Annotated in this window: 23 protein-coding genes; 12 read left to right on the plus strand and 11 right to left on the minus strand. The window is 60.6% G+C overall.

Features of this window, described 5'->3' with window-relative positions; translation table 11 throughout:
• Window positions 1–387 (plus strand): MAPEG family protein, encoded by a 387-nt coding sequence (locus BM026_RS02755; RefSeq protein WP_093527260.1) that lies wholly within the window; start codon window positions 1–3, stop codon window positions 385–387.
• A gap of 114 nt (window positions 388–501) precedes the next feature.
• Here BM026_RS02755 and BM026_RS02760 read toward each other — a convergent pair whose 3' ends face one another.
• A complete protein-coding gene (locus tag BM026_RS02760; protein ID WP_093527262.1) occupies window positions 502–1686 on the minus strand; it encodes a murein transglycosylase A in 1185 nt (394 codons plus the stop codon).
• A gap of 129 nt (window positions 1687–1815) precedes the next feature.
• Here BM026_RS02760 and BM026_RS02765 point away from each other — a divergent pair, with 129 nt between their 5' ends.
• The gene (locus tag BM026_RS02765; protein WP_071490334.1) at window positions 1816–2265 is read left to right on the plus strand and encodes a c-type cytochrome; all 450 of its coding nucleotides are present in this window, start codon (window positions 1816–1818) and stop codon (window positions 2263–2265) included.
• Window positions 2266–2271: 6 nt separating this feature from the next.
• On the opposite strand, the gene BM026_RS02770 is transcribed toward BM026_RS02765, so the two are convergent.
• The 5 genes from BM026_RS02770 to BM026_RS02790 all read right to left on the minus strand — a co-directional run bounded on the left by BM026_RS02770 (window position 2272) and on the right by BM026_RS02790 (window position 7250).
• Window positions 2272–2667 (minus strand): DUF1090 domain-containing protein, encoded by a 396-nt coding sequence (locus BM026_RS02770; RefSeq protein ID WP_092242082.1) that lies wholly within the window; start codon window positions 2665–2667, stop codon window positions 2272–2274.
• Window positions 2668–2711: 44 nt separating this feature from the next.
• Complete coding sequence (ligB, locus tag BM026_RS02775) at window positions 2712–4376, minus strand: NAD-dependent DNA ligase LigB (RefSeq protein ID WP_093527264.1); 1665 nt, start codon at window positions 4374–4376, stop codon at window positions 2712–2714.
• 95 nt (window positions 4377–4471) lie between these two features.
• Window positions 4472–4822 (minus strand): DUF1090 family protein, encoded by a 351-nt coding sequence (locus tag BM026_RS02780; RefSeq protein WP_092242088.1) that lies wholly within the window; start codon window positions 4820–4822, stop codon window positions 4472–4474.
• 222 nt (window positions 4823–5044) lie between these two features.
• Window positions 5045–6235: a methionine adenosyltransferase gene (gene metK / locus BM026_RS02785; RefSeq protein WP_093527266.1), complete on the minus strand. Its 1191-nt coding sequence runs from the start codon at window positions 6233–6235 to the stop codon at window positions 5045–5047.
• A gap of 19 nt (window positions 6236–6254) precedes the next feature.
• Complete coding sequence (locus BM026_RS02790; protein ID WP_093527268.1) at window positions 6255–7250, minus strand: ArsR/SmtB family transcription factor; 996 nt, start codon at window positions 7248–7250, stop codon at window positions 6255–6257.
• Window positions 7251–7511: 261 nt separating this feature from the next.
• Here BM026_RS02790 and tkt point away from each other — a divergent pair, with 261 nt between their 5' ends.
• The 6 genes from tkt to fba all read left to right on the plus strand — a co-directional run bounded on the left by tkt (window position 7512) and on the right by fba (window position 13869).
• Complete coding sequence (gene tkt / locus BM026_RS02795) at window positions 7512–9509, plus strand: transketolase (protein ID WP_092242094.1); 1998 nt, start codon at window positions 7512–7514, stop codon at window positions 9507–9509.
• A gap of 138 nt (window positions 9510–9647) precedes the next feature.
• Window positions 9648–10706 (plus strand): erythrose-4-phosphate dehydrogenase, encoded by a 1059-nt coding sequence (gene epd / locus BM026_RS02800; RefSeq protein WP_093527270.1) that lies wholly within the window; start codon window positions 9648–9650, stop codon window positions 10704–10706.
• 17 nt (window positions 10707–10723) lie between these two features.
• Window positions 10724–11887 carry a phosphoglycerate kinase gene (locus BM026_RS02805; RefSeq protein WP_092242097.1) on the plus strand — a complete coding sequence of 388 codons (1164 nt, stop codon included), beginning with the start codon at window positions 10724–10726 and terminating at the stop codon, window positions 11885–11887.
• Between the two features lie 29 nt (window positions 11888–11916).
• On the plus strand, window positions 11917–12144 hold the full coding sequence (locus tag BM026_RS02810; RefSeq protein ID WP_092242101.1) for a hypothetical protein: 228 nt from the start codon (window positions 11917–11919) through the stop codon (window positions 12142–12144).
• A gap of 59 nt (window positions 12145–12203) precedes the next feature.
• A complete protein-coding gene (locus BM026_RS02815; RefSeq protein ID WP_093527272.1) occupies window positions 12204–12536 on the plus strand; it encodes an MliC family protein in 333 nt (110 codons plus the stop codon).
• 268 nt (window positions 12537–12804) lie between these two features.
• On the plus strand, window positions 12805–13869 hold the full coding sequence (gene fba / locus BM026_RS02820) for a class II fructose-bisphosphate aldolase (protein ID WP_003177554.1): 1065 nt from the start codon (window positions 12805–12807) through the stop codon (window positions 13867–13869).
• Window positions 13870–14011: 142 nt separating this feature from the next.
• On the opposite strand, the gene BM026_RS02825 is transcribed toward fba, so the two are convergent.
• Window positions 14012–14440, minus strand: a complete 429-nt coding sequence (locus tag BM026_RS02825; RefSeq protein WP_092242102.1) for a hypothetical protein — start codon at window positions 14438–14440, stop codon at window positions 14012–14014.
• Window positions 14441–14625: 185 nt separating this feature from the next.
• On the minus strand, window positions 14626–15291 hold the full coding sequence (locus tag BM026_RS02830; RefSeq protein WP_071490323.1) for a polysaccharide lyase family 7 protein: 666 nt from the start codon (window positions 15289–15291) through the stop codon (window positions 14626–14628).
• A 310-nt stretch (window positions 15292–15601) separates the two neighbouring features.
• On the opposite strand from BM026_RS02830, the gene BM026_RS02835 reads away from it, so the two are divergent.
• From BM026_RS02835 to BM026_RS02845, 3 genes are read left to right on the plus strand one after another with little or no spacing between them, the layout of a single operon-like run.
• Complete coding sequence (locus BM026_RS02835) at window positions 15602–17707, plus strand: putative bifunctional diguanylate cyclase/phosphodiesterase (RefSeq protein WP_092242103.1); 2106 nt, start codon at window positions 15602–15604, stop codon at window positions 17705–17707.
• Window positions 17708–17748: 41 nt separating this feature from the next.
• Window positions 17749–18249, plus strand: coding sequence for a M48 metallopeptidase family protein (locus BM026_RS02840; protein ID WP_058426613.1), 501 nt, complete (start codon window positions 17749–17751; stop codon window positions 18247–18249).
• A 19-nt stretch (window positions 18250–18268) separates the two neighbouring features.
• Complete coding sequence (locus BM026_RS02845; RefSeq protein WP_033898013.1) at window positions 18269–18565, plus strand: winged helix-turn-helix domain-containing protein; 297 nt, start codon at window positions 18269–18271, stop codon at window positions 18563–18565.
• Here BM026_RS02845 and BM026_RS02850 read toward each other — a convergent pair.
• The gene (locus BM026_RS02850) at window positions 18562–19014 is read right to left on the minus strand and encodes a GNAT family N-acetyltransferase (protein ID WP_092242104.1); all 453 of its coding nucleotides are present in this window, start codon (window positions 19012–19014) and stop codon (window positions 18562–18564) included. The two genes, BM026_RS02845 and BM026_RS02850, sit on opposite strands and share 4 nt — an antisense overlap.
• A 201-nt stretch (window positions 19015–19215) precedes the next feature.
• Between BM026_RS02850 and BM026_RS02855 the strand changes: the two genes are divergently transcribed.
• On the plus strand, window positions 19216–19953 hold the full coding sequence (locus BM026_RS02855; protein ID WP_071490320.1) for a substrate-binding periplasmic protein: 738 nt from the start codon (window positions 19216–19218) through the stop codon (window positions 19951–19953).
• A gap of 35 nt (window positions 19954–19988) precedes the next feature.
• Here the strand turns inward: BM026_RS02855 and yccS are convergent, their stop codons facing one another.
• Window positions 19989–22172, minus strand: a complete 2184-nt coding sequence (gene yccS / locus BM026_RS02860) for a YccS family putative transporter (RefSeq protein ID WP_093120715.1) — start codon at window positions 22170–22172, stop codon at window positions 19989–19991.
• A 203-nt stretch (window positions 22173–22375) separates the two neighbouring features.
• Window positions 22376–23554: a BaiN/RdsA family NAD(P)/FAD-dependent oxidoreductase gene (locus tag BM026_RS02865; RefSeq protein WP_093527274.1), complete on the minus strand. Its 1179-nt coding sequence runs from the start codon at window positions 23552–23554 to the stop codon at window positions 22376–22378.

The following is a 23554-nucleotide window of genomic DNA, read 5'->3' on the forward strand; positions in this document are numbered from 1 at the left end:
ATGACGGTGGCCTTCTGGTGTGTGTTGATCGCAATTTTCCTGCCTTATCTGTGTACAGGCGTGGCCAAGTTCAGTGGTGGTAAGTTCGGGCCACGGCAGAACCACGACCCCCGGACGTTCCTGGACACCCTCGAAGGGTTTGCCAAGCGTGCGCATAGTGCGCAGCTCAACAGCTTTGAAGTCACGCCAGCGTTTGCGGCTGCAGTGATCATCGCGCACCTGGCCGGTACGGCCGAATTGGTGACCATCAATGTGCTGGCTGTGCTGTTTATCACCAGCCGCCTGCTGTACATCATCTGTTACCTGGCGGACTGGGCGATGCTGCGTTCGCTGGTGTGGTTTGTGGGGATGGCGTTGATTGCGAGTTTCTTCTTTGTCTCGATCTGACGGTTGAAGCCGATTCCTTGGGTGTGGGCTTGTTGTGGTAAGCGCGCTTGCCACAACAAGCCTGCCCACTGGCAAGCCCGCTCACCCCAATGAACCAAGTTGGACAGACCGCTTTCACGTCCCGCTAGGTGCATCCGGTACATGCGGCAGTGCTGCGCCCTTGGGCCACAGCATCCAGATCTGCCCCTGCTGTTTCATGTTGCCCGCCAATTCTCCCGCTGCGTCGCCGGTGCCCCAGAACAGGTCCGCGCGCACTTCGCCCGTGATCGCACCGCCGGTGTCCTGGGCGGCGACGGGCCTTGTGATAGGTGAACCGTCCGGTTTGGAAGTCGATAGCCACAGCAGGCTGCCCAGTGGAATCACCTTGCGATCCACCGCCACACTGTAGCCTGCGGTCAACGGCACGTTCAGCGAACCGCGCGGGCCTTCGTTACTGTCGGGGCGGGCGCTGAAGAAGACGTAGCTGGGGTTGCTCGCCAGCAGTTCCGGGATGCGCTGCGGGTTGGCCTTGGCCCAGGCGCTGATGGCGCCCATGGTCACATCTTCTTTCTTCAACTGCCCTTGCTCCACCAACCAGCGGCCGATGGGGCGATAGGGGTAGCCATTCTGGTCACCATAACCGACGCGCAGTTGGCGCCCTCCGGCCAGTTGGATCCGGCCTGAGCCCTGGATTTGCAGGAATTGCAGGTCCATCGGGTCAGTCAGCCAGGCAATCGGTTTGGCCGTGGAGCCCTGGCCATTGATGGCGCTGGCGTCGTCGTAGGGCTTGAGTACGCGACCTTCCAGGCGACCGCGCAGGCGTTTGCCCTTGAGTTCGGGGTAGATGCTTTCCAGGTTAACGATGATCAGGTCGTCCGGTACGCCATACACCGGCACATTGGCTTTGGCGGTTTTGGTCAGGCTGCCGGGGTAGACCGGCTCGTAGTAACCGGTGATCAAGCCGTTCGGGGTGTTGTCGGCCGAACGCAGGCCGAACACATCCAGGCGCTCCTTGAGAAACCCGCGCACGGCCACGGCATTGGCGGGCACCGTAGCGGCGGCTGCGCAGGTCGCGCCCCAGATCGGGTCGGCCTTGAGGCGTTGGCAGGCGCTGCGCCAGGATTCGAAACCGGCCAGCAAATCGTTGTCGGATACTGCGGGTAGCGCTTCCCACGGCGCGCTGACATAGGTCGCGACGGCGTGAGGCTTGGAAGTTTCATCTTTGGCTGCTTCTTTACCCGCATCGCAGCCGGCCAGCAGCACGATTATCGGCAGAGCCCACGCCAGGCGGCGGCTCCAGGGTTTCGACATGACATACATACAAACACTTCCTGAAGCGATTGCCCGCGCTGTAACACCTTCGGGCAACCCTTATTATTAATAGGGCTATTGGTCTTTGTGGGTGGGGCGAGGATACTGGCCGCCGTTTCCCGTGACCTCGAAGCCACCATGACTTTTAAACGACTGACTGTTGTACTGCTGGCCTGCCTGGCCCTGTCCGCCTGCGGCGGTGTTGATCCGAATTCGCCGCTGGGCCAGCGCAAGGCAATCTTCAAACAGATGCTCAAGACCGGCGAAGACCTGGGCGGCATGTTGCGCGGGCGCATCCCGTTCGACGGCGCCAAGTTTGCCGAGGGTGCGGTCAAGCTCGACGCCTTGTCCCATGAGCCTTGGAAACATTTCCCAAGCGTGCGCGAAGAAGATAACACCAGCGCCAAGGACGATGTCTGGCAGAAACAGGCGCAATTCCAGCAACTGGCCCGCAACCTTGAAGCGGCCACCGGCGAATTGGTGACCGCCAGCCAGGTGCAGCCCTACAAGGCCAGTAACCTGGGGCCGGCCGTGCAGAAAGTCGAAGATGCCTGCAGCGCCTGCCATAAACAGTTCCGGGACCACTGACCGGTTTTACTGGTCGAGTTCTTCCACCGCGTCCTGCAATTCCTTGCGGGACTCGGCGAGCTTGTCCTTACGCTTGTTGATCTTGTCCGCGTCGCCTTTTTTCATGGCCTTGTCGAGGTCGGCCTGACGGCGGCTGACTTCGTGCTTGGCGTCGAGTACCTTGTTTTCACGCTCCTTCTTCAGGGACGCGTCGGTGCAGTTGGCGGTGACTTCACTCAGGGCTTTTTCCAGGCCGGCTTGTTGCGCGCTGTTGCCGTGGGCCTTGGCTTGTTCGATCTGGGTGCTGATGGCTTGGCGTTTGGCGGCGCAGCCGGTGAGGGGAGCGGCTTGTTCAGCGGCCAGCAACGGTGTGGTCATGAAGCTTGCGACGGTCAGCAAGGCAAAAGGGATTAGAAATTTCATGTGGGGCTCCAAAGTCGCAATCTGATGGCGAGGGGCAGCGGGGTTCAAAACCCGTCTATCCCCGCCATGCGTAATGTTTCAGCCAAGGCCTGTACATGCGGGTCGCGAAAAAAAGCGCTCAATTGCGCTGCGCGGCCCGGGCCGATGCCATCAATGTTCAGCCAGGCCTGGGTGTCTCTGGCGACCAGCGTCTGCCAGTCGCCCTCCAGGTTGTTACGTGCCGCAGGCGGTACACCCAGGGCCTTGAGCCATTGTGCAAAGGGCCGCTGCCGAGCGCTGTGAAGGCTTTCGAGTAGGCGTTCGCGGCTGCGATCACCGAAGCCATCAATGTTAGCAAGCTCTGCCGCGTCCAGGGTTAACCAATCGAGAAAGCCTGCGATTAGACCGGCCTGGATCAATACGTTCCAGGTTTCACGACCTACGTGTGGCAACGCGAGGCCCTGGTTGCCGCTGAGCCAGGTAAGGCGTGCCAGTAATTGTTCCTCGCAATCGGGGTCCAGTTGCCAGCAGCTCAGCGCATGGAATTTGGCAGGGTTGGGCACTGGCAGGTCCACCCTGGTGGTATTGCGCAAAATGACCGCGTCCAACCGAGGAATAACCTGGCCCGCCAGGCTGACCGCGACCTGGTCGCCAGGTCGGATATCCAACGCTTGCCAGCGTACCAATGAGCCGACACTTACCCGGCTGATTTTCCGGTCGTCCAAGCGTACCGGCTCCAGTTCCAGCATAGGGGTGATGCGTCCGGTGCGTCCGACCTTGAACTCAACGTTGCGCACCAGTGCCAACGCCTTGGCCGCTGGGTACTTCCAGGCGACTGCCCAATACGGCGCATTAACCTGCCAGCGTTCGGCGGGTGCGCGCTGCGCCTGGTGCAGCACCACGCCATCGCTGGCGAACGGCAATGGATGGTTGTACCAATAGGTGCGCCAATGCGAGGCATCGGTGATGTTTCGAATGGGATGGCTGTAGCGTTGGCTATCGGTGAAGCCCCAGCGTGCCAGTGTGGCGAGGCGTTCGGTAAATGTCGCCGGCCCTTTCGGCCAAGCCCAGACGAACAGGCCAATGCCTGCGGCGTCGCTGTCGCTCAATTGCTTGCGGTTCATCAACCCGGCTACCTTGCTGCGGGCATTGAGCCCGCCATTTGCCGACTGCACATGGTCGCCGAGGTGCCAATAGAGTTCGCCTTGCAATACGAGATCAATGGGCTCGGGCAACTGCTGGACTATGCCGGGGATTTTGCGCGCTGAGGCAGACCAGTCGTGACCCCTTGCTCCATCGCCGCGGCTGATGACTTGGCTCAGGCGCCCCTTGCGATACACCAGGGTCACCGCCACACCGTCCACCTTCGGTTGAATCCAGACATCCTCGCGGTTGACCAGCCAGGCAGCGACTGCCTGTTCATCCAGCAGTTTCTCCATGCCGGTATGGGCAACGGGATGCGGCCGGGTACCGCGTGCGCTCGCCAGTGGGTTGTCGGGCGTCAAAGGGGTGTCGGGGAAACACTGGCGCCAGTGGGCCAGTCGCTGGCGGGCCTGGTCGTAGAGCTCATCGCTCACAGGGGATTGGCCGAGCCGGTGGTAGCTGTCATCCCACTGGCGGAGTTGTTCGGCCAGGGTGCTGACCTGTGCCCGAGCATCGTCGGGGCAATCTTCGGCCCACAGGCTGAACGATAAAATACTGAGTAAAAGGGCTATCGGTAGGCGCATCATGAGCATCCTTGCTCGAAAAGGGTGCCCAGCCTAATGGAACCCTGCGGCCACAAAAAAGCCCCGACAGCGCGGGGCTTTTTACCGGGTGTTTCTGTTTACTTGAACAGGCCGCCCAGGGCTTTCACCGCGTCAGGTTTATCAGCCTTGGCTTCCTGTGTTTGTTGCTTGGCATCGGCTTTGGCCTGCGCTTCGGAAAGTTTGTCACAGCCTTTGTTGATCTGGTCTTGAGCGGCTTTGAAGGCCTTCACTTTCAAGGTGTCCTTCTGGGCTTCGGCTGCATCGATCCTGGTTTGCAGGTCTGCGGCTTGCTTCTGGCAGTCGCCGGAATTGCCGCCACCGAGCTGCGAGCTCAGGGCACCGCTCAGTGCGCTCAGGTCGGCGGCGTGGACCGGCAGGGCGAACAGGCTGAGCAGAAGGGCGGCAGGGGCGAGCGTGGAGATGCGCATGAAAAACCTCAATGTTCGATTGCCTGCGCGCTTGGAACTCCCGGGCTGGCGCAGGGCAATATCCAAATAAGGTGAGAGGCCCGAGAGGGCGCGGATTCTAGAGGGCCATCATTGGGCCTGCAAGCTTTGGATCCAAAAAGTGTGAGGGGGGTTGCGCAAAGTGCGATGCAATAAAAAGCCCCGCCAGGCGAACCTGGCGGGGCTTTTGTGCACCTTGAGCGTTTACAGGCCGGCGGCGGTACGCAGGTCGTTGGCGCGGTCGGTTTTTTCCCAGGTGAAGGTGGTGAAGGTGTCGTCGCCGACAGTCCTCTGCGCAGGGGTACGGCCGAAGTGGCCGTACGCTGCGGTTTCCTGGTACATCGGGTGCAGCAGGTCGAGCATGGTGGTGATCGCGTAAGGGCGCAGGTCGAAGACCTCACGCACCAGCTTGACGATCTTATCGTCGCTGATCTTGCCGGTGCCGAAGGTATTCAGCGAGATCGACGTAGGCTGGGCCACGCCGATAGCGTAGGAAACCTGGATCTCGCAGCGCTCGGCCAGGCCGGCCGCGACGATATTCTTCGCCACGTAACGACCCGCGTAGGCTGCCGAGCGGTCAACCTTGGACGGGTCTTTACCCGAGAACGCGCCGCCGCCGTGACGGGCCATGCCGCCGTAGCTGTCGACGATGATCTTGCGACCGGTCAGGCCGCAGTCGCCTACCGGGCCACCGATGATGAACTGGCCTGTCGGGTTGATGTGGAACTGGGTGTCCTTGCTCAGCAGTTCGGCCGGCAGCACGTGCTTGACGATCAGCTCCATCACGCCTTCGCGCAGGTCGGCGTAGGACACGTCAGGGTTGTGCTGGGTCGACAGTACAACCGCGTCGATACCCACGACCTTGCCGCCTTCGTAACGGCAGGTCACCTGGGACTTGGCGTCAGGGCGCAGCCACGGCAGCAGGCCGGATTTGCGGGCTTCTGCCTGACGCTGCACAAGCTGGTGCGAGAAGGTGATCGGTGCTGGCATCAACACGTCGGTTTCGTTGCTGGCGTAGCCGAACATCAGGCCCTGGTCGCCGGCGCCCTGGTCTTCCGGCTTGGCGCGGTCTACACCCTGGTTGATGTCCGGGGACTGCTTGCCGATGATGTTCATCACGCCGCAGGTCGCACCGTCGAAGCCGACGTCGGAACTGTTGTAGCCGATGTCGGTGATCACATCACGAACCAGCTGCTCCAGGTCAACCCAGGCGGTGGTGGTCACTTCGCCAGCGATGATCGCTACACCGGTTTTCACCAGGGTCTCGCACGCCACACGGGCGAACTTGTCTTCAGCAATGATGGCGTCCAGCACCGCATCAGAAATCTGGTCGGCGATTTTGTCCGGATGCCCTTCAGACACGGACTCGGAGGTGAAAAGGGAGTATTCGCTCATCTCGATGTTTTCCTGATATTTACCGATGGTGAGTGTCGCCAGCCGGCCGCTGAAAATGGCGGACCTGGATCTGGAAACCATTGCGTAAACCTACATAGAGGCTATCCCCGGGAACGAGTCCCGCAGCGGTGGCCCAACGGGCCAGTTCATCCTGTTCAAAACCCAACCAGAGATCACCGCAGGCCTCCCTGGCCCAATTCTGGTTGTGGCTGCATAAATCCGTAACCAGCAGGCTACCGCCGGGGTGCAGCAGCCCGGCCATTTGCTTGAGGGCCTCGGCGGGGGCGGCGAAATGGTGCAAGACCATATTCAGCACCACGCAGTCGGCCTTGATTGTCGTGCTGCTCAGTGCGTCGGCCAGTTGCAGGCGGACATTGCCCAGCGACTCGCGCTCGCAGAGCTGGCGTGCCAGGTCGAGCATCGCCGGGCTGTTGTCCAGCGCCGTGACCTGGTGAAACCGCCGCGCCAGTTCCGGCAGGAAACCGCCATCGCCCGGTCCGACTTCCAGCGCTGTGGCCTCGTCGCTGAAGCTCAGCTTGTCCAGCAGCGCCAGTACGCTGTCGCGGTATTGAGCCAGGCCAGCGATCAGGTCCTGCTGGGCGCGAAACTTCTCTGCTACCCGCGCGAAAAAGTCCTGGCTGGCGGCGGCGCGCTGCCCGTGGACCTGGCCGATGCGCGATTGCACATCAAACGGCAGGCTCAGGTTGTCCACCTCTTCGAGCAGCGCGGTGTGCAGCTTGCCGCCCAGCAGTTCGGTGTGGGGCAGGGCGCGCCGATAGAAAATCGCATTGCCTTCACGGCGGGTCGCCACCAGCTCGGCCTGGGCCAATACCTTCAGGTGATGGCTCATGCCGGACTGACCGATGGCGAAGATCTGCGCCAGCTCCAGTACGCCAAAGGAGTCGTTGGCCAGTGCGCGCAACACGTTCAGACGCAACGGGTCGCCAGCGGCCTTGCACAAGGCTGCCAGTTCATCGCCGTCGTCGGGGCGCAGTGAGGGCATGGGTATATTCATAAGGCCAGCAGTCTAGTGACGGGTGGGCATCCCCGCAAGGCCAATATCAAAAAGTTTTGATATTGGTCGATAAGTGGCGGTTATAAGCAGTCGCTATAACCTTTAGGCGAAAAGCTTGAAGGGTTCTGCAAGGTATTGACGCCCAAAGCACAGGAAAAACCTCCTCAAGTGACTATCTGTCATTGCCCGCAGGCGGTGGCTGAGGGAAAATGCCGGTCCTTTTTTCCGTTTCTTTTATATTCAAACCTCAGGAGATCAGCGATGCCCAGCCGTCGTGAGCGTGCCAACGCCATTCGTGCCCTCAGCATGGATGCCGTGCAAAAAGCCAACAGCGGCCATCCCGGTGCCCCGATGGGCATGGCGGATATCGCCGAAGTACTTTGGCGTGACTACCTGAAACACAACCCGAGCAACCCGTCGTTCGCCGACCGTGACCGCTTCGTGCTGTCCAACGGCCATGGCTCGATGCTGATCTACTCGCTGCTGCACCTGACCGGCTACGACGTCACCATCGACGACCTCAAGAGCTTCCGCCAGCTGCACAGTCGCACCCCGGGCCACCCGGAATTCGGCTACACCCCAGGCGTCGAGACCACCACCGGTCCCCTGGGCCAAGGCCTGGCCAACGCCGTAGGCTTCGCGCTGGCTGAAAAAGTCCTGGGCGCGCAGTTCAACCGCCCTGGCCACGACATCGTCGACCACCACACCTACGTATTCCTGGGTGATGGCTGCATGATGGAAGGCATTTCCCATGAAGTCGCGTCCCTGGCCGGCACCCTGGGCCTGGGCAAGTTGATTGCCTTCTACGACGACAACGGCATCTCCATCGACGGCGAAGTCGAAGGCTGGTTCACCGACGACACCCCGAAGCGTTTCGAAGCCTATAACTGGCAGGTGATCCGCAATGTCGACGGTCACGATCCGGAAGAGATCAAGACCGCCATCGATACCGCCCGCAAGAGCGCGCAGCCGACCCTGATCTGCTGCAAGACCACCATTGGCTTCGGTTCGCCGAACAAGCAGGGTAAAGAAGACTGCCACGGCGCCCCACTGGGTGACGCGGAAATCGCCCTGACCCGTGAGGCCCTGAAGTGGAACCACGGCCCGTTCGAAATCCCGGCTGACATCTACGCTGAGTGGAACGCCAAGGAAAAAGGCCTGGCCACCGAAGCCGAGTGGGACCAGCGCTTCGCGGCCTACTCCGCCGAGTTCCCTGAGCTGGCCAACGAGCTGGTGCGTCGTCTGGCCGGCGACCTGCCTGCCGACTTCTCGGAAAAAGCCTCGGCCTACATCGCCGAAGTCGCGGCCAAGGGCGAGACCATCGCCAGCCGCAAAGCCAGCCAGAACACCCTGAACGCCTTCGGTCCGTTGCTGCCAGAGATCCTCGGCGGTTCGGCTGACCTGGCCGGTTCCAACCTGACCCTGTGGAAAGGCTGCAAAGGTGTCTCGGCGGAAGACGCCAGCGGCAACTACATGTACTACGGCGTGCGTGAGTTCGGCATGAGCGCCATCATGAACGGCGTGTCGCTGCACGGCGGCCTGGTGCCTTACGGCGCGACCTTCCTGATGTTCATGGAATACGCCCGCAACGCCGTACGCATGGCTGCGCTGATGAAGAAACGCGTGATCCACGTGTACACCCATGACTCCATCGGCCTGGGCGAAGACGGCCCGACGCACCAGCCGGTCGAGCAACTGACCAGCCTGCGTACCACACCGAACCTGGATTGCTGGCGCCCAGCCGACGCGGTGGAATCCGCCGTGGCCTGGAAGCACGCCATCGAGCGCAAGGACGGCCCATCGGCGCTGATCTTCTCGCGTCAGAACTTGCAGCACCAGGTGCGTACCGACGCGCAGATCGCCGACATCAGCCGTGGCGGCTACGTGCTCAAGGACTGCATCGGCGAGCCGGAACTGATCCTGATCTCCACCGGTTCCGAAGTGGGCCTGACCGTGCAGGCGTACGACAAGCTGACCGCCCAGGGCCGCAACGTGCGCGTGGTGTCGATGCCTTGCACCAGCGTGTTCGAAGCCCAGGACGCCGGCTACAAGCAGTCGGTATTGCCGTTGCAGGTCAGCGCGCGTATCGCCATCGAAGCGGCTCACGCCGACTACTGGTACAAGTACGTGGGCCTGGAAGGCCGCGTGATCGGCATGACCACCTACGGTGAGTCGGCGCCGGCGCCAGCGTTGTTCGAAGAGTTCGGCTTCACCCTGGAAAACATCCTGGGCCAGGCTGAAGAGCTGCTGGAAGACTAAGTCAGTCTGCGTTGTCTGTACTGGCGCCATCGCGGGCAAGCCCGCTCCTACATTTGGATCGCGGTCTAATGTGGGAGCGGGCTTGCCCGCGATAGCGATGGTGCTTTCAACACCGAACTCACCTTGATCGAGAACCCCATGCCTCAACCGCGTCCCTACAAAGTTGCACTCAACGGCTACGGCCGCATTGGTCGTTGCGTCTTGCGTGCTCTGTTCGAGCGAGGGGCGGCGGCCGGGTTTGAAATTGTTGCAATCAACGACCTGGCTGACATGGCCAGCATCGAATACCTGACACGCTTTGACTCCACCCACGGCCGCTTCCCCGGCGAAGTGCGGGTCGAGAGCGACTGTCTGCATATTAATGGCACCTGCGTGCAGGTGTTGCGCAGTGCCACCCCCGAAGGCATCGACTGGAAAGCATTGGGCGTCGACCTGGTGCTGGAATGTTCCGGTGTCTACCACACCCGTGCCGACGGCCAGCGTTTTCTCGACGCCGGCGCGCCACGTGTGCTGTTCTCCCAGCCGATGGCCAGCGAGGCGGACGTCGACGCTACCATCGTCTATGGCATCAACCAGGATTGCCTGACCGGCGATGAGCGGCTGGTGTCCAACGCCTCCTGTACCACCAACTGCAGCGTGCCGCTGTTGCGCTTGCTGGATCAGGCGATCGGCCTGGACTATGTGTCGATCACCACGATTCACTCGGCGATGAACGACCAGCCGGTAATCGACGCCTATCACCACGAGGACCTACGCCGTACGCGCTCTGCGTTCCAGTCTGTGATTCCGGTGTCCACCGGCCTGGCCCGTGGGATCGAGCGACTGCTGCCGGAACTTGCCGGGCGAATCCAGGCCAAAGCCGTACGGGTGCCGACGGTGAACGTGTCCTGCCTGGACATCACCATGCAGACCGTCAGTGATACTGACGCGACGGAGGTCAACCGGATCCTGCGCGATGCCGCCACCAGCGGCCCGCTCAAAGGCTTGCTGGCCTACACCGAGTTGCCCCACGCCAGTTGTGATTTCAACCATGACCCGCATTCGGCGATTGTCGATGCCAGCCAGACCCGCGTTTCCGGCCCGAGGCTGGTGAACATCCTGGCCTGGTTCGACAACGAATGGGGTTTTGCCAACCGAATGCTGGATGTTGCGGAACATTATCTGCACATCGCCTCTAAACAACCTCATCAACAGTAATTCAGGAACTGCGACCCATGACCGTGTTGAAGATGACCGACCTCGATCTGCAAGGTAAGCGCGTACTGATCCGCGAAGACCTCAACGTCCCAGTCAAGGACGGTGTAGTCACCAGCGATGCGCGAATCCTGGCTTCGCTGCCGACCATCAAGCTGGCCCTGGAAAAAGGCGCGGCCGTGATGGTCTGCTCCCACCTGGGTCGCCCGACCGAAGGTGAGTTCTCCGCCGAAAACAGCCTCAAGCCTGTGGCCGACTACCTGAGCAAAGCCCTGGGCCGCGACGTGCCGCTGGTGGCTGACTACCTGGGTGGTGTGGACGTGAAGGCCGGCGACATCGTGCTGTTCGAAAACGTGCGCTTCAACAAGGGCGAGAAAAAGAACAGTGATGAACTGGCCCAGCAATATGCGGCACTGTGCGACGTGTTCGTGATGGACGCCTTCGGCACCGCCCACCGCGCCGAAGGTTCCACCCACGGCGTAGCCAAATACGCCAAGGTCGCTGCGGCTGGCCCACTGTTGGCCGCTGAACTGGACGCACTGGGCAAGGCCCTGGGCGCGCCGGCCCAACCTATGGCGGCCATCGTCGCTGGTTCCAAGGTGTCGACCAAGCTGGACGTGCTCAACAGCCTGAGCCAGATCTGCAACCAGCTGATCGTCGGCGGCGGCATTGCCAACACCTTCCTGGCGGCCGCCGGTCACCCGGTAGGCAAGTCCCTCTACGAGCCAGACCTGCTCGACACGGCCCGTGCCATCGCCGCCAAAGTCAGCGTTCCGCTGCCGGTGGACGTGGTAGTGGCCAAGGAATTCGCCGAAAGCGCCGAAGCCACCGTCAAGCTGATCGCTGACGTGGCCGCCGACGACATGATCCTGGATATCGGCCCGCAAACAGCGGCCAACTTCGCTCAATTGCTGAAAGCTTCGCAGACCATCCTGTGGAACGGCCCGGTTGGTGTGTTTGAATTCGACCAGTTCGGCAACGGCACCAAAGTGCTGGCCAACGCCATTGCCGAAAGCTCGGCCTTCTCCATCGCTGGTGGCGGCGACACGTTGGCGGCGATCGATAAATATGGCGTTGCTGAGCAGATCTCCTACATTTCTACCGGTGGCGGTGCGTTCCTCGAATTCGTCGAGGGCAAGGTACTGCCGGCCGTTGAAGTGCTGGAAACCCGAGCCAAAGGCTGAGGCTCGTGATCCGGAAAAGGAGTATTCCCATGATCAAATCGTTGGCATTGGTGATCGCAGCGGGCCTGTTGGCCGGCTGCGGCAGCACGCCGAACGCGAAGTCTGCGGCAGATGAACCTGCCTCCGGGCAGAAAAAGAGCTGCTACCAGGCCGACTGGCAAGCCGAAACCATGCCGGTGATCAACAAGCGCATCGGCAATGAACGGCTGGAGAAATACGACTCCGCGCCCAACGGTCAGGAACAGGGTTGCCCTTGACGGGTCTGATCAACTAACCGACAGCAGCGGCGGCCATGGTCGCCCTGTGAGGATTGGCAATGAAAGGCGTTTTCGCCCTGGCAGCCCTGGCCTTGTTGGCCGGCTGCAGCATGAACATGTTCAACGGCAAGGCCGAAACGGCCGACAAGTGGACCACCTGGACCTGCGACAGCAAGGCCGAGGTCAACTGGCGCTTTGCCAACCCGGCTAAATCCGAGGTGGATGTACGCCTCGGCGGTTCCGACCAGGTCTACCGCCTCAAACAGGACGTTGCCGCCTCGGGCGTACTGTATGCCAACGACCAATTGGCGTTTCACACAAAAGGTGAGGAAGGCCTGGTTTACTGGGTTGCCACCGATGATTTGATTGGGCGCGGCTGCAAAGCGCAGTAAGACCACGATCTCAAGACAAATGAGGTCCAAATGTGGGAGGGGGCTTGCCCCCGATAGCAGTCTGTCAGTGATGAGTCATTTGACTGATCCACCGCGATCGGGGGCAAGCCCCCTCCCACATTAGATTCGGTTCCAAATTGGGTTCTGAGTCAGCAATAACGATTCAGCAAGTCAGGCATGCAAACCCTGACCTGCAATAACTTGAATAGCAGCCGCCGCTACGGCAGGCTTGCACGATTAACGACCCTCGACCGGGAGAGACAACACAATGGCACTTATCAGCATGCGTCAAATGCTGGACCACGCAGCCGAGTTCGGCTACGGCGTCCCAGCCTTTAACGTCAACAACCTTGAGCAGATGCGCGCCATCATGGAAGCCGCTGACAAGACCGACTCCCCCGTGATCGTCCAGGCTTCGGCCGGAGCCCGCAAATACGCCGGCGCGCCGTTCCTGCGTCACCTGATCCTCGCCGCAATCGAAGAATTCCCGCATATCCCGGTGTGCATGCACCAGGACCACGGTACCAGCCCTGACGTGTGCCAGCGCTCCATCCAACTGGGCTTCAGCTCGGTGATGATGGACGGCTCCCTCGGCGAAGACGGCAAGACCCCGACCGACTACGAATACAACGTGCGCGTCACGCAGCAAACCGTAGCCATGGCCCACGCCTGCGGCGTGTCTGTTGAAGGCGAACTGGGCTGCCTGGGTTCCCTGGAAACCGGCATGGCCGGCGAAGAAGACGGCATCGGTGCCGAAGGCGTGCTGGATCACAGCCAAATGCTGACCGATCCGGAAGAAGCCGCCGACTTCGTGAAAAAGACCCAAGTCGACGCCCTGGCCATCGCCATCGGCACCAGCCACGGCGCCTACAAGTTCACCAAGCCACCTACTGGCGACGTGCTGGCCATCGACCGCATCAAGGAAATCCACAAGCGCATCCCCAACACCCACCTGGTGATGCACGGTTCTTCCTCGGTGCCGCAAGAGTGGCTGGCGATCATCAACCAGTACGGCGGTGACATCAAAGAAACCTACGGCGTGCCGGTTGAAGAAATCGTCGAAGGCATCAAGTACGGCGTGCGCAAGGTCAACATCGATACCGACCTGCGTCTGGCGTCCACCGGTGCGATGCGTCGCCTGATGGCCACCAACCCGAGCGAGTTCGACCCACGTAAGTTCTTCGGTGCGACCGTGACCGCGATGCGTGATGTGTGTATCGCTCGCTACGAGGCCTTCGGTACTGCCGGCAATGCTTCGAAGATCAAGCCGATCTCGTTGGAAGCGATGTATCAGCGGTATTTGAAAGGTGAGTTGAACGCTAAGGTGAACTAAGCCAATAGCGCCAAAAAAACCCGCAGAAATGCGGGTTTCTTATAGGTGTAAAGTATTTTCTAAGGGCAGTGAACAGTTTTTCATCGTGGGTAACGCAATAGTTTTTCAGGTATTGGATAAGCCATCTTAGTAATTACTCTAGTTATACAACTGTAAATCTCAGGTTCTGTCCGATCTCCGTATATGTTTGAGATGCATTTTCAAGCTCCCAGTAAACATCATAGACTCCTGGGTTTGGAAGGTAGCAGGGTATTTCCTTCTCAAAATGTTCGCGTTTATTGTTGATGTAAATTTGTAGCAGCGCGGCAGTAAGAGTTATTTGTTCCAGAAACATCGTAGGAAGACCTGCGGACGGCACAGGGTAGCAGTAATAAGTCAGCACATCGCCTATCCTGGTGTTGTTGCTCAAAAAGTGCGACAAGACGAGATACCTGAAGGGCCTGGTGACAACTGGCATGTTTTGGGGCGGCGTCGCAAAAGAACCAGGTGGGGTGGCATTGTATATTTTTGGTTGCGACCCGGCGCCAAACCCCGAGACGGCAGGTTGGTTAATGGTGGCTATCGTTGGCATGTGTTTAACTCCTGAATGGGTACATGAGTCGGACGCACATGATTTTATGAGATGTGCGCTAGGGTGCGCACTGCAAGAAATACTATTTTTTTATGCTGTTTTGCTATAGGGGTAAGACGATCGTCGAAGTTCGTTATATCCAAGTAATCATTCCCCCGCCGTAGCGGGGGATGATTGAAGTAATCTTACTCGTGATCAATATCCAACTTGGCAAACGTCACCCGCGCCCCTTCCTTGCTGTCGCCACTGTTGTCCTGCACATACGCTCCCGCCTTGAAATACAACGGCTTGGCGCCCCACGCCGCGCCGATGCGTTCGTTCCACTCGCCGTCCGCCGCATACACACTGAGCAGCCCAGCCTTGTTGAGGTTGATCACATAGGTGAAGGTTTTTTCCAGCGGCACATTAGATGCCACGGTGATCACCCGGCCTTCATCTTCATCCGGGCGCATGCGCACCTTGGCGACGATGTTGCCGGTCTGGGTCTTCTCCTTGAATTGATACTCCAGCTTGATCAGTGGTTTCTGGCTGTCATAGGCGTGAATCTGCCCGATCACGATTTTGCCGGAGGACGGCACTTGATTGACGGCCAGAGTGGCACGCAGGAAGTTGTCCGCATCCGGATAGGTCCAGTTGCGCAGGCGGCCATCGGCGTAGGTCTCGCGCAATTCACTGCGCGGGTAAATGGCGTTTTCGGTACGGGTGCCGGTGACCGGGGTCCAGAATTGGACGTTGCTGCCTTCGGCCTGGAAATATTGGTCGTTGAAGCCGCTCATCAATCTGGGGGTTTCGATGGTCGCGGGTGGAGAGCCGACAGGGATGCTGAGGTTCCAGGTGGATAGGTCGATCATGGCGTAGGCCTTTTTACAGAGGGGTGTAGGCTATGGCCCTTGGGCCAGACAGGTTCTTTATAGGTGGTGTTAACCGTCTTGTTAAATCATTGCTGGCAACTTATTGGCGCCAAAGGAATGCCAAAAAGCCATGTTTCCCGTGGTTCGTGGCTTGTAGCGATTGACCGTTAGTCGGCTTCCTGAACTTTGGCGCAATGATGGCACTGAGGTTACTTCTGCTTTTTCTGAACCGGGGCTAGAGTGAGGCCTCAGTGTTTGTCCGGGTTTTCTGTCAGAAATGACCGGAGTAGTCCTAAGGAAGAGACGTAGCATGGAATGCGCTCCACACCACGGCGATGGTCATTCGGTTCTTCTTGTGGTCGATGACTACCCAGAGAACCTGCTCAGCATGCGAGCGCTGTTACAGCGTGAAGACTGGCATGTGGTGACCGCCGCGTCCGGTGTGGAAGCCCTCGAGAAGTTGCTCAAGCACGAAGTCGACCTGGTGCTGCTGGATGTGAAGATGCCCGGCATGGACGGCTTCGAGGTGGCGCGCCTGATGCGTGGCAGCCAGCGCACGCGCATGACCCCGATCATTTTCCTCACCGCCAATGCCCAGTCGCCCGCCGCAGTACTCGAAGGCTATGCCAGTGGCGCCATCGATTACCTGTTCAAACCGTTCGACCCGCATATCCTCAAACCCAAGGTCCAGGCGTTGCTGGAGCATCAGCGCAATCGCCGGGCCTTGCAGCGCCTGACTCATGAGCTGGAGTCCGCACGGGCGTTCAATGCCTCGGTGTTGGACAACGCCGCCGAAGGCATTCTGGTGGTGGGCGAGGGCAGTGTGATCGAGTATGCCAACCCGGCCATTTCGCGACTGCTGAACGCTACCATGGCCGAGTTGCGAGGCGAGAGTTTCCTGAGCTTCCTGCAAAAACCCCATGTGCCGGCCTGGCTGGGGTTCGAGATGTACCTCGCTTACCGCCAGGGCCAGACCTGGCGCTTGCACGATGCGATCCTGCGTACCAGCCGCGGCCAGCAGGTGCCGGTGGCGTTGTCGTGTGCGCCGCTGCCGGCCGAACAGAAGGCCATGGTGGTGACCGTGCTGGACATGTCCGAAGTGCGTCACCTGCATCAACAATTGGAGTTCCAGGCAGTCACCGACCCGCTGACCGGGCTGTTGAACCGGCGCGGGTTTTACCAGGCGGCCGAGAACATTTTGCTGCGCAGCGAGCGCAACGAGCAGTCTCTGGTGCTGCTGTACCTGGACCTTGATGGCTTCAAGCGGGTCAATGATTCTCTCGGCCATGACGCCGGCGACCGGGTGCTGCGCTGGGTGTCGGAGCAGTTGCAGGGTTGCCTGCGTTCCTACGACATTCTCGGGCGCATGGGCGGCGATGAGTTCACCGCGCTGCTGGAACTGGAGTTCCCCGAGCAGGCGGCGAAGATTGCGGAAAAACTGATCGAACGGGTGTCTATCTGCCAGCAGGTTGACGGTTTGGATGTGATGCTCGGTGTCAGTATCGGTATCGCCACGTTCCCGGATTGCGGTTCGGACGTTAACGGCCTGTTGCGCGCGGCGGACATCGCCATGTACGAAGCCAAGCGCGCAGGTCGTCAGCAATATCGCTATTACGACCAGGAAATGAACGGCCGCGCCCGTTCGCGCCTGATGCTGGAAGACGGCGTGCGCACGGCGATTCAAAACAAGGAGTTCACCCTGGTGTACCAGCCCCAGGTGGCGTTGGCGGACGGACGTGTGCGCGGCGTGGAAGCGCTACTGCGCTGGCAGCACCCCAGTGTCGGTGATGTGCCGCCCGGTCTGTTTTTGCCGTTGCTGGAAGAAGCCCGGCTGATCAGCCAACTCAGCACCTGGATTTACCAGCAGGTCGGCGGCCAGCTCCAGGCCTGGCACGCCGGCTTGGATGATGAACTGGTGTTGAGCGTGAGCCTGAGCAGCAGTCAGTTCAACATGCCCAACCTGGCGAGCCAACTGCAGCAGGTGCTTGAGCGACATGGGCTGCAGGGGCGGCAACTGGAAGTGGAAATCAGTGAAGACTGCCTGATGAGCAACCTTGAAGAGTCGATCAAGCAGCTCAAGTTGCTGCGCCAGATCGGCGTGCGCACCGCCCTGGATGACTTTGGCTTGGGCAACTGTTCCCTGGCGCATCTGCGCGACCTGGCCTTCGACACCCTCAAGCTCGACCCGCAATTGGTCGCTCGCCTGCCAGGCTCAGCGCGGGATGAGGTGATGGCGCGCAGCATTATCGAGCTGTGCGGGCATTTTGATGTAGTGGTGGTGGCTGAGGGGGTGGAAACCCAGGAGCAGGCCCAATGGCTGAAGGCCAATGGCTGCCCTTTCATTCAGGGGCCGATGGCGGCGCAGCCGTTGGTGGCTGAGGAAGTGGCACACTGGTGCCACGCTCGCCTGCGCTGAATTCGTTACACTGGCGCCTATCCGAATCTGTTGCAGACCCCATGACCGCGCTGAAATACCTCCAGGCCTATCCCGCCGCCCTTCAGGAACAAGTGCGCCAACTGATCGCCAAGGACCAGTTGGGTGCCTACCTGGAGCAACGTTACCCCGAACGCCACGCGGTGCAGAGCGACAAGGCCCTGTACGCCTACGCCCTGGCCTTGAAGCAGGAACATCTGCGCAATGCGCCGGCCATCGACAAGGTGCTGTTCGATAATCGCCTGGACCTGACTCATCGCGCCCTAGGCCTGCACACCACCATCTCGCGGGTACAGGGCGGCAATCTGAAATCGAAGAAAGAGATCCGCATTGCTGCGCTGTTCAAGGAGGCCGCGCCGCAGTTCCTGCGCATGATCGTGGTGCACGAACTGGCACACTTCAAGGAGTCGGACCACAACAAGGCGTTCTACAAACTCTGCGAGTACATGATGCCGGGCTACCATCAGGTGGAATTCGACCTGCGGGTGTACCTCACGTACCGCGACCTGCTGGGCAAACCCTGACCGCACAAGGCAACCGACCATGGATGTGAGCAAGACCAAGAGCAGCTTCTACCGCCGCCTGTACGTGGCCTACCTGATCGACAGCGGCCAGGCCAGCAGCGTCCCGGCCCTGACCGACGCCACCGGCATGCCCCGGCGTACGGCGCAGGACACCATTGCGGCGTTGGCCGACCTGGACATTGTGTGTGAGTTCGAGCAGGAAGACGGTGCCCGCAACCATGCCGGGCACTATCGGATTCGCAGCTGGGGCGCGATTGATCGGCGCTGGATCGAGGCGAACCTCGGCCAGATCAAGCAGGTGCTGGGTTATCCCTAGTCCTTTCGCATGCCGATGTGTGGAATATCATCCTCAAGGTACTCCTCACCTGCCACGACAAAACCATACCGCCCGTAGTACCCCTGCAAATGCGCCTGGGCTGACAGGAATATCGGTGTCTCGGGCCACGTATCGGCAATCTGCTTGAGCGTCTCTTCCATCATCCGATGGCCCAGCCCGGTGCCGCGCGCCACCGGCGCTACGATCACGCGGCCGATCACCACGTCGCCGCCCTGGGATTCCGGGTCCAGCAGGCGCAGGTACGCCACCAGTTGGTCGTCCTGCCACGCCATCAGGTGGTGGGTGTCGCCCGATAAATCCTGCCCATCGAGATCCTGGTACACACATTTCTGCTCGACAACAAACACCTCGTTGCGCAAGCGCAGGATCGCGTAAAGCTGCTCCTTGCCCAGGTCATCGTGGTGTTTGCACACCCATTCAACGGTCATGGCCAGTTCTCTTATCAATGTCTGTTGCGGATAGTAAGCGCAGCGGGCAACGCTGTCTAAATCAACTATTTTTGTGAGTGAAATCAATTTGCCATCATTGAGTGCGTTCGGCGCCGGTTTCTTTGTGTAATCTGAGCTACTGTTAGAACCTCGGGCCGCGCCTGAGCCAAGGCCACCGCCTGCCTGCCAAGGACTTTGAGCATGCCGCGATTCTCTCGTGCCGTTGCTTTGATTGGAGTGTTGCTGCTGGCCCAGCCGGCATTCGCGCAGCGCCTGCGTCTGGTGGCAGATGCCTGGCCGCCTTTTACCGATTCCACCTTGATCAACGGCGGGCTGGCCACCGATATCGTCAGTACCGCCCTGGCCCGTGCGGGTTATGCCAGTGACTTCGAGCAAGTGCCCTGGGCCCGTGCGCTGATGGGGGTGGGCGACGGCCGTTATGACGTGCTGATCAACGCCTGGTACGACGATGCCCGTACGAAACTGGGCCAGTTCTCAGGTGAATACCTGCTCAACCGTGTGCGCTTTATCAAGCGCCGCGACGATCCCATCGAATTCCAGAACCTTGCGCAATTGCACGACTATCCCATCGCCGTGGTGCGTGGCTATGCCTATTCGGCGGCGTTCGATGGGGATGCGCAGTTGCAGAAAGTCCCGGTGCACAACTTCGCCATGGCCGTGCGCATGCTCGCGGCGCAGCGGGTGCGGCTGACGCTGGAGGATGAGTATGTGGCGCGCTATTACCTGTCGCGCGAGTCGGCGCGGGTGCGCAATGCGGTGGAGTTTTTGCCCCAGCCGCTGAGCGAAAACAGCCTGCATATCCTGGTCAGCCTGAAGAACCCGGAGCATGAGCAGATCGTGGCCGGGTTTGATCGGGAGATTGCCAAGATGAAGGCTGACGGTAGCTATGAGCGGTTGATGAAGCAGCACGGTATGTAGCGGGCGCCTCTTGTGGCAAGCCCGCTCGCCACAGGTCAGGCCGCGCTGGTGTCCTTGATCAAATGCGCCGCCAAGGTGCGCAACGGCCCCAGTTGCCGGCAAATCAACGCCAACTGCGTCTGCACCAACCGCTGCCCTTCATCGATCTCATCCGGCATCTGCTCCAGGTCCGCCGCCAGCGCTTCTTCGGCATCGCTCTGGATCGCGATCGGCTGCTTGTTGGCCAACCCCGTGGCGATCTCATCGATGCTCGCCGCCAGGGTCTGGCCGGCGCCATCGATCAGATGCTCACGCACCTCGGCCGGCAATTGGGTTTCACGGTGCGCGCCCAGCCCTGACAAATAACTGAGCAAAGTGTGCGACAACACCAGGAACCGAAAACCCACGTCCGCTTCCTTACGGAAGTGCCCCGGTTCCATCAGCATGTTCGCCAGGGTGGTGGACAGCGCCGCATCGGCGTTGTGCGCGTTGCGTCGGGCCAGGCGGTAGGCCAGGTCGTCGCTCTTGCCTGCGGCGTACTGCTGCATGATCTGGCGCAGGTAGATGCTGTTGCAGGTCAGGGTATTGGCCAGCACTTTGTTCAAGCGGCGACCTTGCCAGTCCGGCAGGAACAGGAACACCGCGAGGCCGGCGATCAGGCTGCCGAGCAAGGTATCGAACAGGCGTGGCAGGAATAGTCCGTAGCCATCGCCGACCTGGTTGAAGCAGAACAACACCATCAAGGTGATGGCGGCGGTGGCCAGGGTGTAGCGGGTGGTGCGGTTGATAAAGAACACCAGGCCGGCAGCAATGGCGAACATCGATTGCACCAGGGGGCTCGGGAACAAGTCGAACAGTGCCCAGGCCACGGTCAGGCCGATGGCCGTGCCGATGATCCGCTGGCCGAGCTTGCGCCGCGTGGCGCCATAGTTCGGCTGGCACACAAACAGCGTGGTGAGGATGATCCAGTAGCCCTGGGACGCGTGGATCGCATGCAGCATGCCGTAGCCGACGGTCAGCGCCAGGGACAGGCGCAACGCGTGGCGGAACAGCAGTGACGTCGGCGTCATCTGCGTGCGCAGGCGCGTCCACATTTCCTTAAGGTTGCGCGGGGCGCGGTCGAGCAGGTTGCTGTCGGTGGCGTCCGCCAGGCTGTCGGGGTTGCTGGCGTCGCCGAGCAGGCGGTCCAGGGTCGACAGGTTGGCCGCCAGGGCGCGCAACGAACGCAGCAGGCCGCGCCAGGCTGGGTTGCTCTGGATGCGCAGGTGCTCCAGGGACGCGTTGAGGTCGCCCAGGGCTTCGGCGAAGCTGTCGTCATAGATGAACGGTTGGCGCATCTGGATCGATTCGGCCAGGGTCTGGCAGGCCTTGCCCTGCTGGCGCAGCAGGCGCTGGCAACGGAAGAGTACGTCGCTGTGGAAGAAGGCCTCGGCCAGGGCGTTGTATGGGTAGTGCGACGAGCTGGCGCGTTCGTGGATGTCCTGGGCCAGGAAGTACAGCTTCAGGTAACGGCTGACTTTCGAACCGGGTCGACCATTGCCCACGCGATGCAGGATGATTTCCTTCGCCGCATTCAGCGCCGCCACCACGCGACCGTTCTGCTGGGCCAGTTCCAGGCGCCGCGCTTCCACGTCCAACTGGCGGATTGGCTCGAACAACGATGACTTGAGCTTGAGGTACCGTCCAAGCTCACGGAACAACCGCGCCAGGCTCTGTTGCACCGGCTGGTTGGAAAACAGCGCCTGCCACAGCACCGACAGCGCGCCATACCAGGCTGCACCGGCCACCAACAGCAGCGGTTCATGCCAGAAATCGCTGACGGCGCCGCCGCGCTGGTCCACGCCGATCATGGTGTATACCGACAGAATCAACGTTGCCGAAGCAATCGCCCCATAGCGCTCGCCCAAGGCGCCGAGCATGGTCAGGCAGAAGGTGGCCAGGGCCAGTGAGACCGCGAAGATCAAGGGATAAGGGAACAGCAACTCTACCGACAGCGCGGCGATGCTGAAACACACCAGCGTCACCGCCAGGGCGTTGAGGCGGCCCTGCCAACTGTCATCGGTCTCGGCCAGGGCGCTGGCGATGATCCCCAGGAACAACGGGATCAGCAGTGCCATTTCATCCTGATACCAGCACAGCGCCATGCTGCCGGTGAGGGCAATGAATACCCGAATGCTGTAGCTGAATTTATCCAGTGCCCACAGGCGCCGCAGGGACTGCTTGAACGAGGTCGATGACATGAAGTCTGGAGTCTTCCGGGACGATGCCGCTAAATTGAGCTATCAAGGACGCCACGGCAAGCGTGGCGATCACATCCAACAGCAAAATTTATTCCATGTGGGAGGGGGCTTGCCCCCGATAGCGGTAGATCAGTCACAGTCGTACTGATTGACACACTGCCATCGGGGGCAAGCCCCTTCCCACATTTGACCGATTACACTCTTCAGGCGTACTGCGCCGCCGCGTAACCCGAAGCCCAGGCCCACTGGAAGTTGAAGCCGCCCAGGTGACCGGTCACATCCAGCACTTCACCGATAAAGTACAGGCCGGGGCTTTTCAGCGATTCCATGGTCTTGGACGACACTTCCCGTGTGTCCACACCACCCAATGTGACTTCCGCCGTGCGATAACCCTCGGTGCCCGCCGGCACCAATTGCCAGTTGCCGAGTTTTTGCGCGATGTCGGCAATTTCGGCATGGGTGTATTGCTTTATCGGCTTGGACACGAACCATGTCTCGGCCAACAGGTTGGCCATCTTCTTGGTGAAGATCTCGCCCAGCAGGGTTTTCAACTCGCTGTTGGGGCGCTCGACTTGTTGCTGTTGCAGCCAGGTGTGAGCGTCGTGGTCGGGCAGCAGGTTGATTTCAACCGTGTCGCCGGATTCCCAGTAAGAAGAAATCTGCAGAATCGCCGGCCCGCTGAGGCCACGGTGGGTAAACAGGATGTTCTCGCGAAAGCTCTGGCCGTTGCAGCTGACCAGGCAATCCACCGACGTCCCCGACAACTCGCCACACAAATCCTTGAGCTGGTCGGTGATGGTGAACGGCACCAGCCCGGCGCGGGTCGGCAGCAGTTCGTGGCCGAACTGTCTGGCTACCTGGTAACCAAAACCGGTCGCGCCCAGGGTCGGGATCGACAGGCCGCCGGTGGCGATTACCAGGGATTCACAGCGCAACTCGCCCAAGGTGGTCTGCAACTGATAGCCGCTGTCCAGCTTGGCAATCTCCTGGACCGACGTGTCCAGGTGCAGGCTCACGCCGACCTGGATGCACTCATCGAGCAGCATGCCGAGGATGTCGCTGGATTTGTTATCGCAGAACAACTGGCCGAGTTTTTTCTCGTGGTACGGCACGCCGTGCTTGGCCACCAGCCCGATGAAGTCCCACTGGGTGTAGCGGGCCAGGGCGGACTTGCAGAAGTGTTCGTTGTGCGACAGGAAGTTGGCCGGCTCGGTGTACAGGTTGGTGAAGTTGCAGCGGCCACCACCGGACATCAGGATCTTCTTGCCGGCCTTGTTCGCATGGTCGACCAACATCACCTTGCGCCCACGCCCGGCGGCGGTCAGCGCGCACATCAAGCCTGCGGCGCCGGCGCCAATGATCACAACTTCGGTCGAGCGCAC

This window comes from Pseudomonas sp. NFPP24 (assembly GCF_900112095.1).
In the GTDB taxonomy this organism is placed as follows: domain Bacteria; phylum Pseudomonadota; class Gammaproteobacteria; order Pseudomonadales; family Pseudomonadaceae; genus Aquipseudomonas; species Aquipseudomonas extremorientalis.

Bases quoted from the DNA above. Each gene is read 5' to 3' on its own strand.
- BM026_RS02815 (WP_093527272.1), top strand. From the start codon at position 12,204: ATGAAAGGCGTTTTCGCCCTGGCAGCCCTGGCCTTGTTGGCCGGCTGC.
- BM026_RS02780 (WP_092242088.1), bottom strand. From the start codon at position 4,822: ATGCGCATCTCCACGCTCGCCCCTGCCGCCCTTCTGCTCAGCCTGTTC.
- BM026_RS02830 (WP_071490323.1), bottom strand. From the start codon at position 15,291: ATGATCGACCTATCCACCTGGAACCTCAGCATCCCTGTCGGCTCTCCA.
- BM026_RS02790 (WP_093527268.1), bottom strand. From the start codon at position 7,250: ATGAATATACCCATGCCCTCACTGCGCCCCGACGACGGCGATGAACTG.
- BM026_RS02845 (WP_033898013.1), top strand. From the start codon at position 18,269: ATGGATGTGAGCAAGACCAAGAGCAGCTTCTACCGCCGCCTGTACGTG.
- BM026_RS02850 (WP_092242104.1), bottom strand. From the start codon at position 19,014: ATGACCGTTGAATGGGTGTGCAAACACCACGATGACCTGGGCAAGGAG.
- BM026_RS02760 (WP_093527262.1), bottom strand. From the start codon at position 1,686: ATGTATGTCATGTCGAAACCCTGGAGCCGCCGCCTGGCGTGGGCTCTG.
- BM026_RS02835 (WP_092242103.1), top strand. From the start codon at position 15,602: ATGGAATGCGCTCCACACCACGGCGATGGTCATTCGGTTCTTCTTGTG.
- BM026_RS02855 (WP_071490320.1), top strand. From the start codon at position 19,216: ATGCCGCGATTCTCTCGTGCCGTTGCTTTGATTGGAGTGTTGCTGCTG.
- BM026_RS02770 (WP_092242082.1), bottom strand. From the start codon at position 2,667: ATGAAATTTCTAATCCCTTTTGCCTTGCTGACCGTCGCAAGCTTCATG.
- BM026_RS02840 (WP_058426613.1), top strand. From the start codon at position 17,749: ATGACCGCGCTGAAATACCTCCAGGCCTATCCCGCCGCCCTTCAGGAA.
- BM026_RS02765 (WP_071490334.1), top strand. From the start codon at position 1,816: ATGACTTTTAAACGACTGACTGTTGTACTGCTGGCCTGCCTGGCCCTG.
- epd (WP_093527270.1), top strand. From the start codon at position 9,648: ATGCCTCAACCGCGTCCCTACAAAGTTGCACTCAACGGCTACGGCCGC.
- fba (WP_003177554.1), top strand. From the start codon at position 12,805: ATGGCACTTATCAGCATGCGTCAAATGCTGGACCACGCAGCCGAGTTC.
- yccS (WP_093120715.1), bottom strand. From the start codon at position 22,172: ATGTCATCGACCTCGTTCAAGCAGTCCCTGCGGCGCCTGTGGGCACTG.
- BM026_RS02805 (WP_092242097.1), top strand. From the start codon at position 10,724: ATGACCGTGTTGAAGATGACCGACCTCGATCTGCAAGGTAAGCGCGTA.
- BM026_RS02825 (WP_092242102.1), bottom strand. From the start codon at position 14,440: ATGCCAACGATAGCCACCATTAACCAACCTGCCGTCTCGGGGTTTGGC.
- ligB (WP_093527264.1), bottom strand. From the start codon at position 4,376: ATGATGCGCCTACCGATAGCCCTTTTACTCAGTATTTTATCGTTCAGC.
- tkt (WP_092242094.1), top strand. From the start codon at position 7,512: ATGCCCAGCCGTCGTGAGCGTGCCAACGCCATTCGTGCCCTCAGCATG.
- BM026_RS02810 (WP_092242101.1), top strand. From the start codon at position 11,917: ATGATCAAATCGTTGGCATTGGTGATCGCAGCGGGCCTGTTGGCCGGC.
- metK (WP_093527266.1), bottom strand. From the start codon at position 6,235: ATGAGCGAATACTCCCTTTTCACCTCCGAGTCCGTGTCTGAAGGGCAT.
- BM026_RS02755 (WP_093527260.1), top strand. From the start codon at position 1: ATGACGGTGGCCTTCTGGTGTGTGTTGATCGCAATTTTCCTGCCTTAT.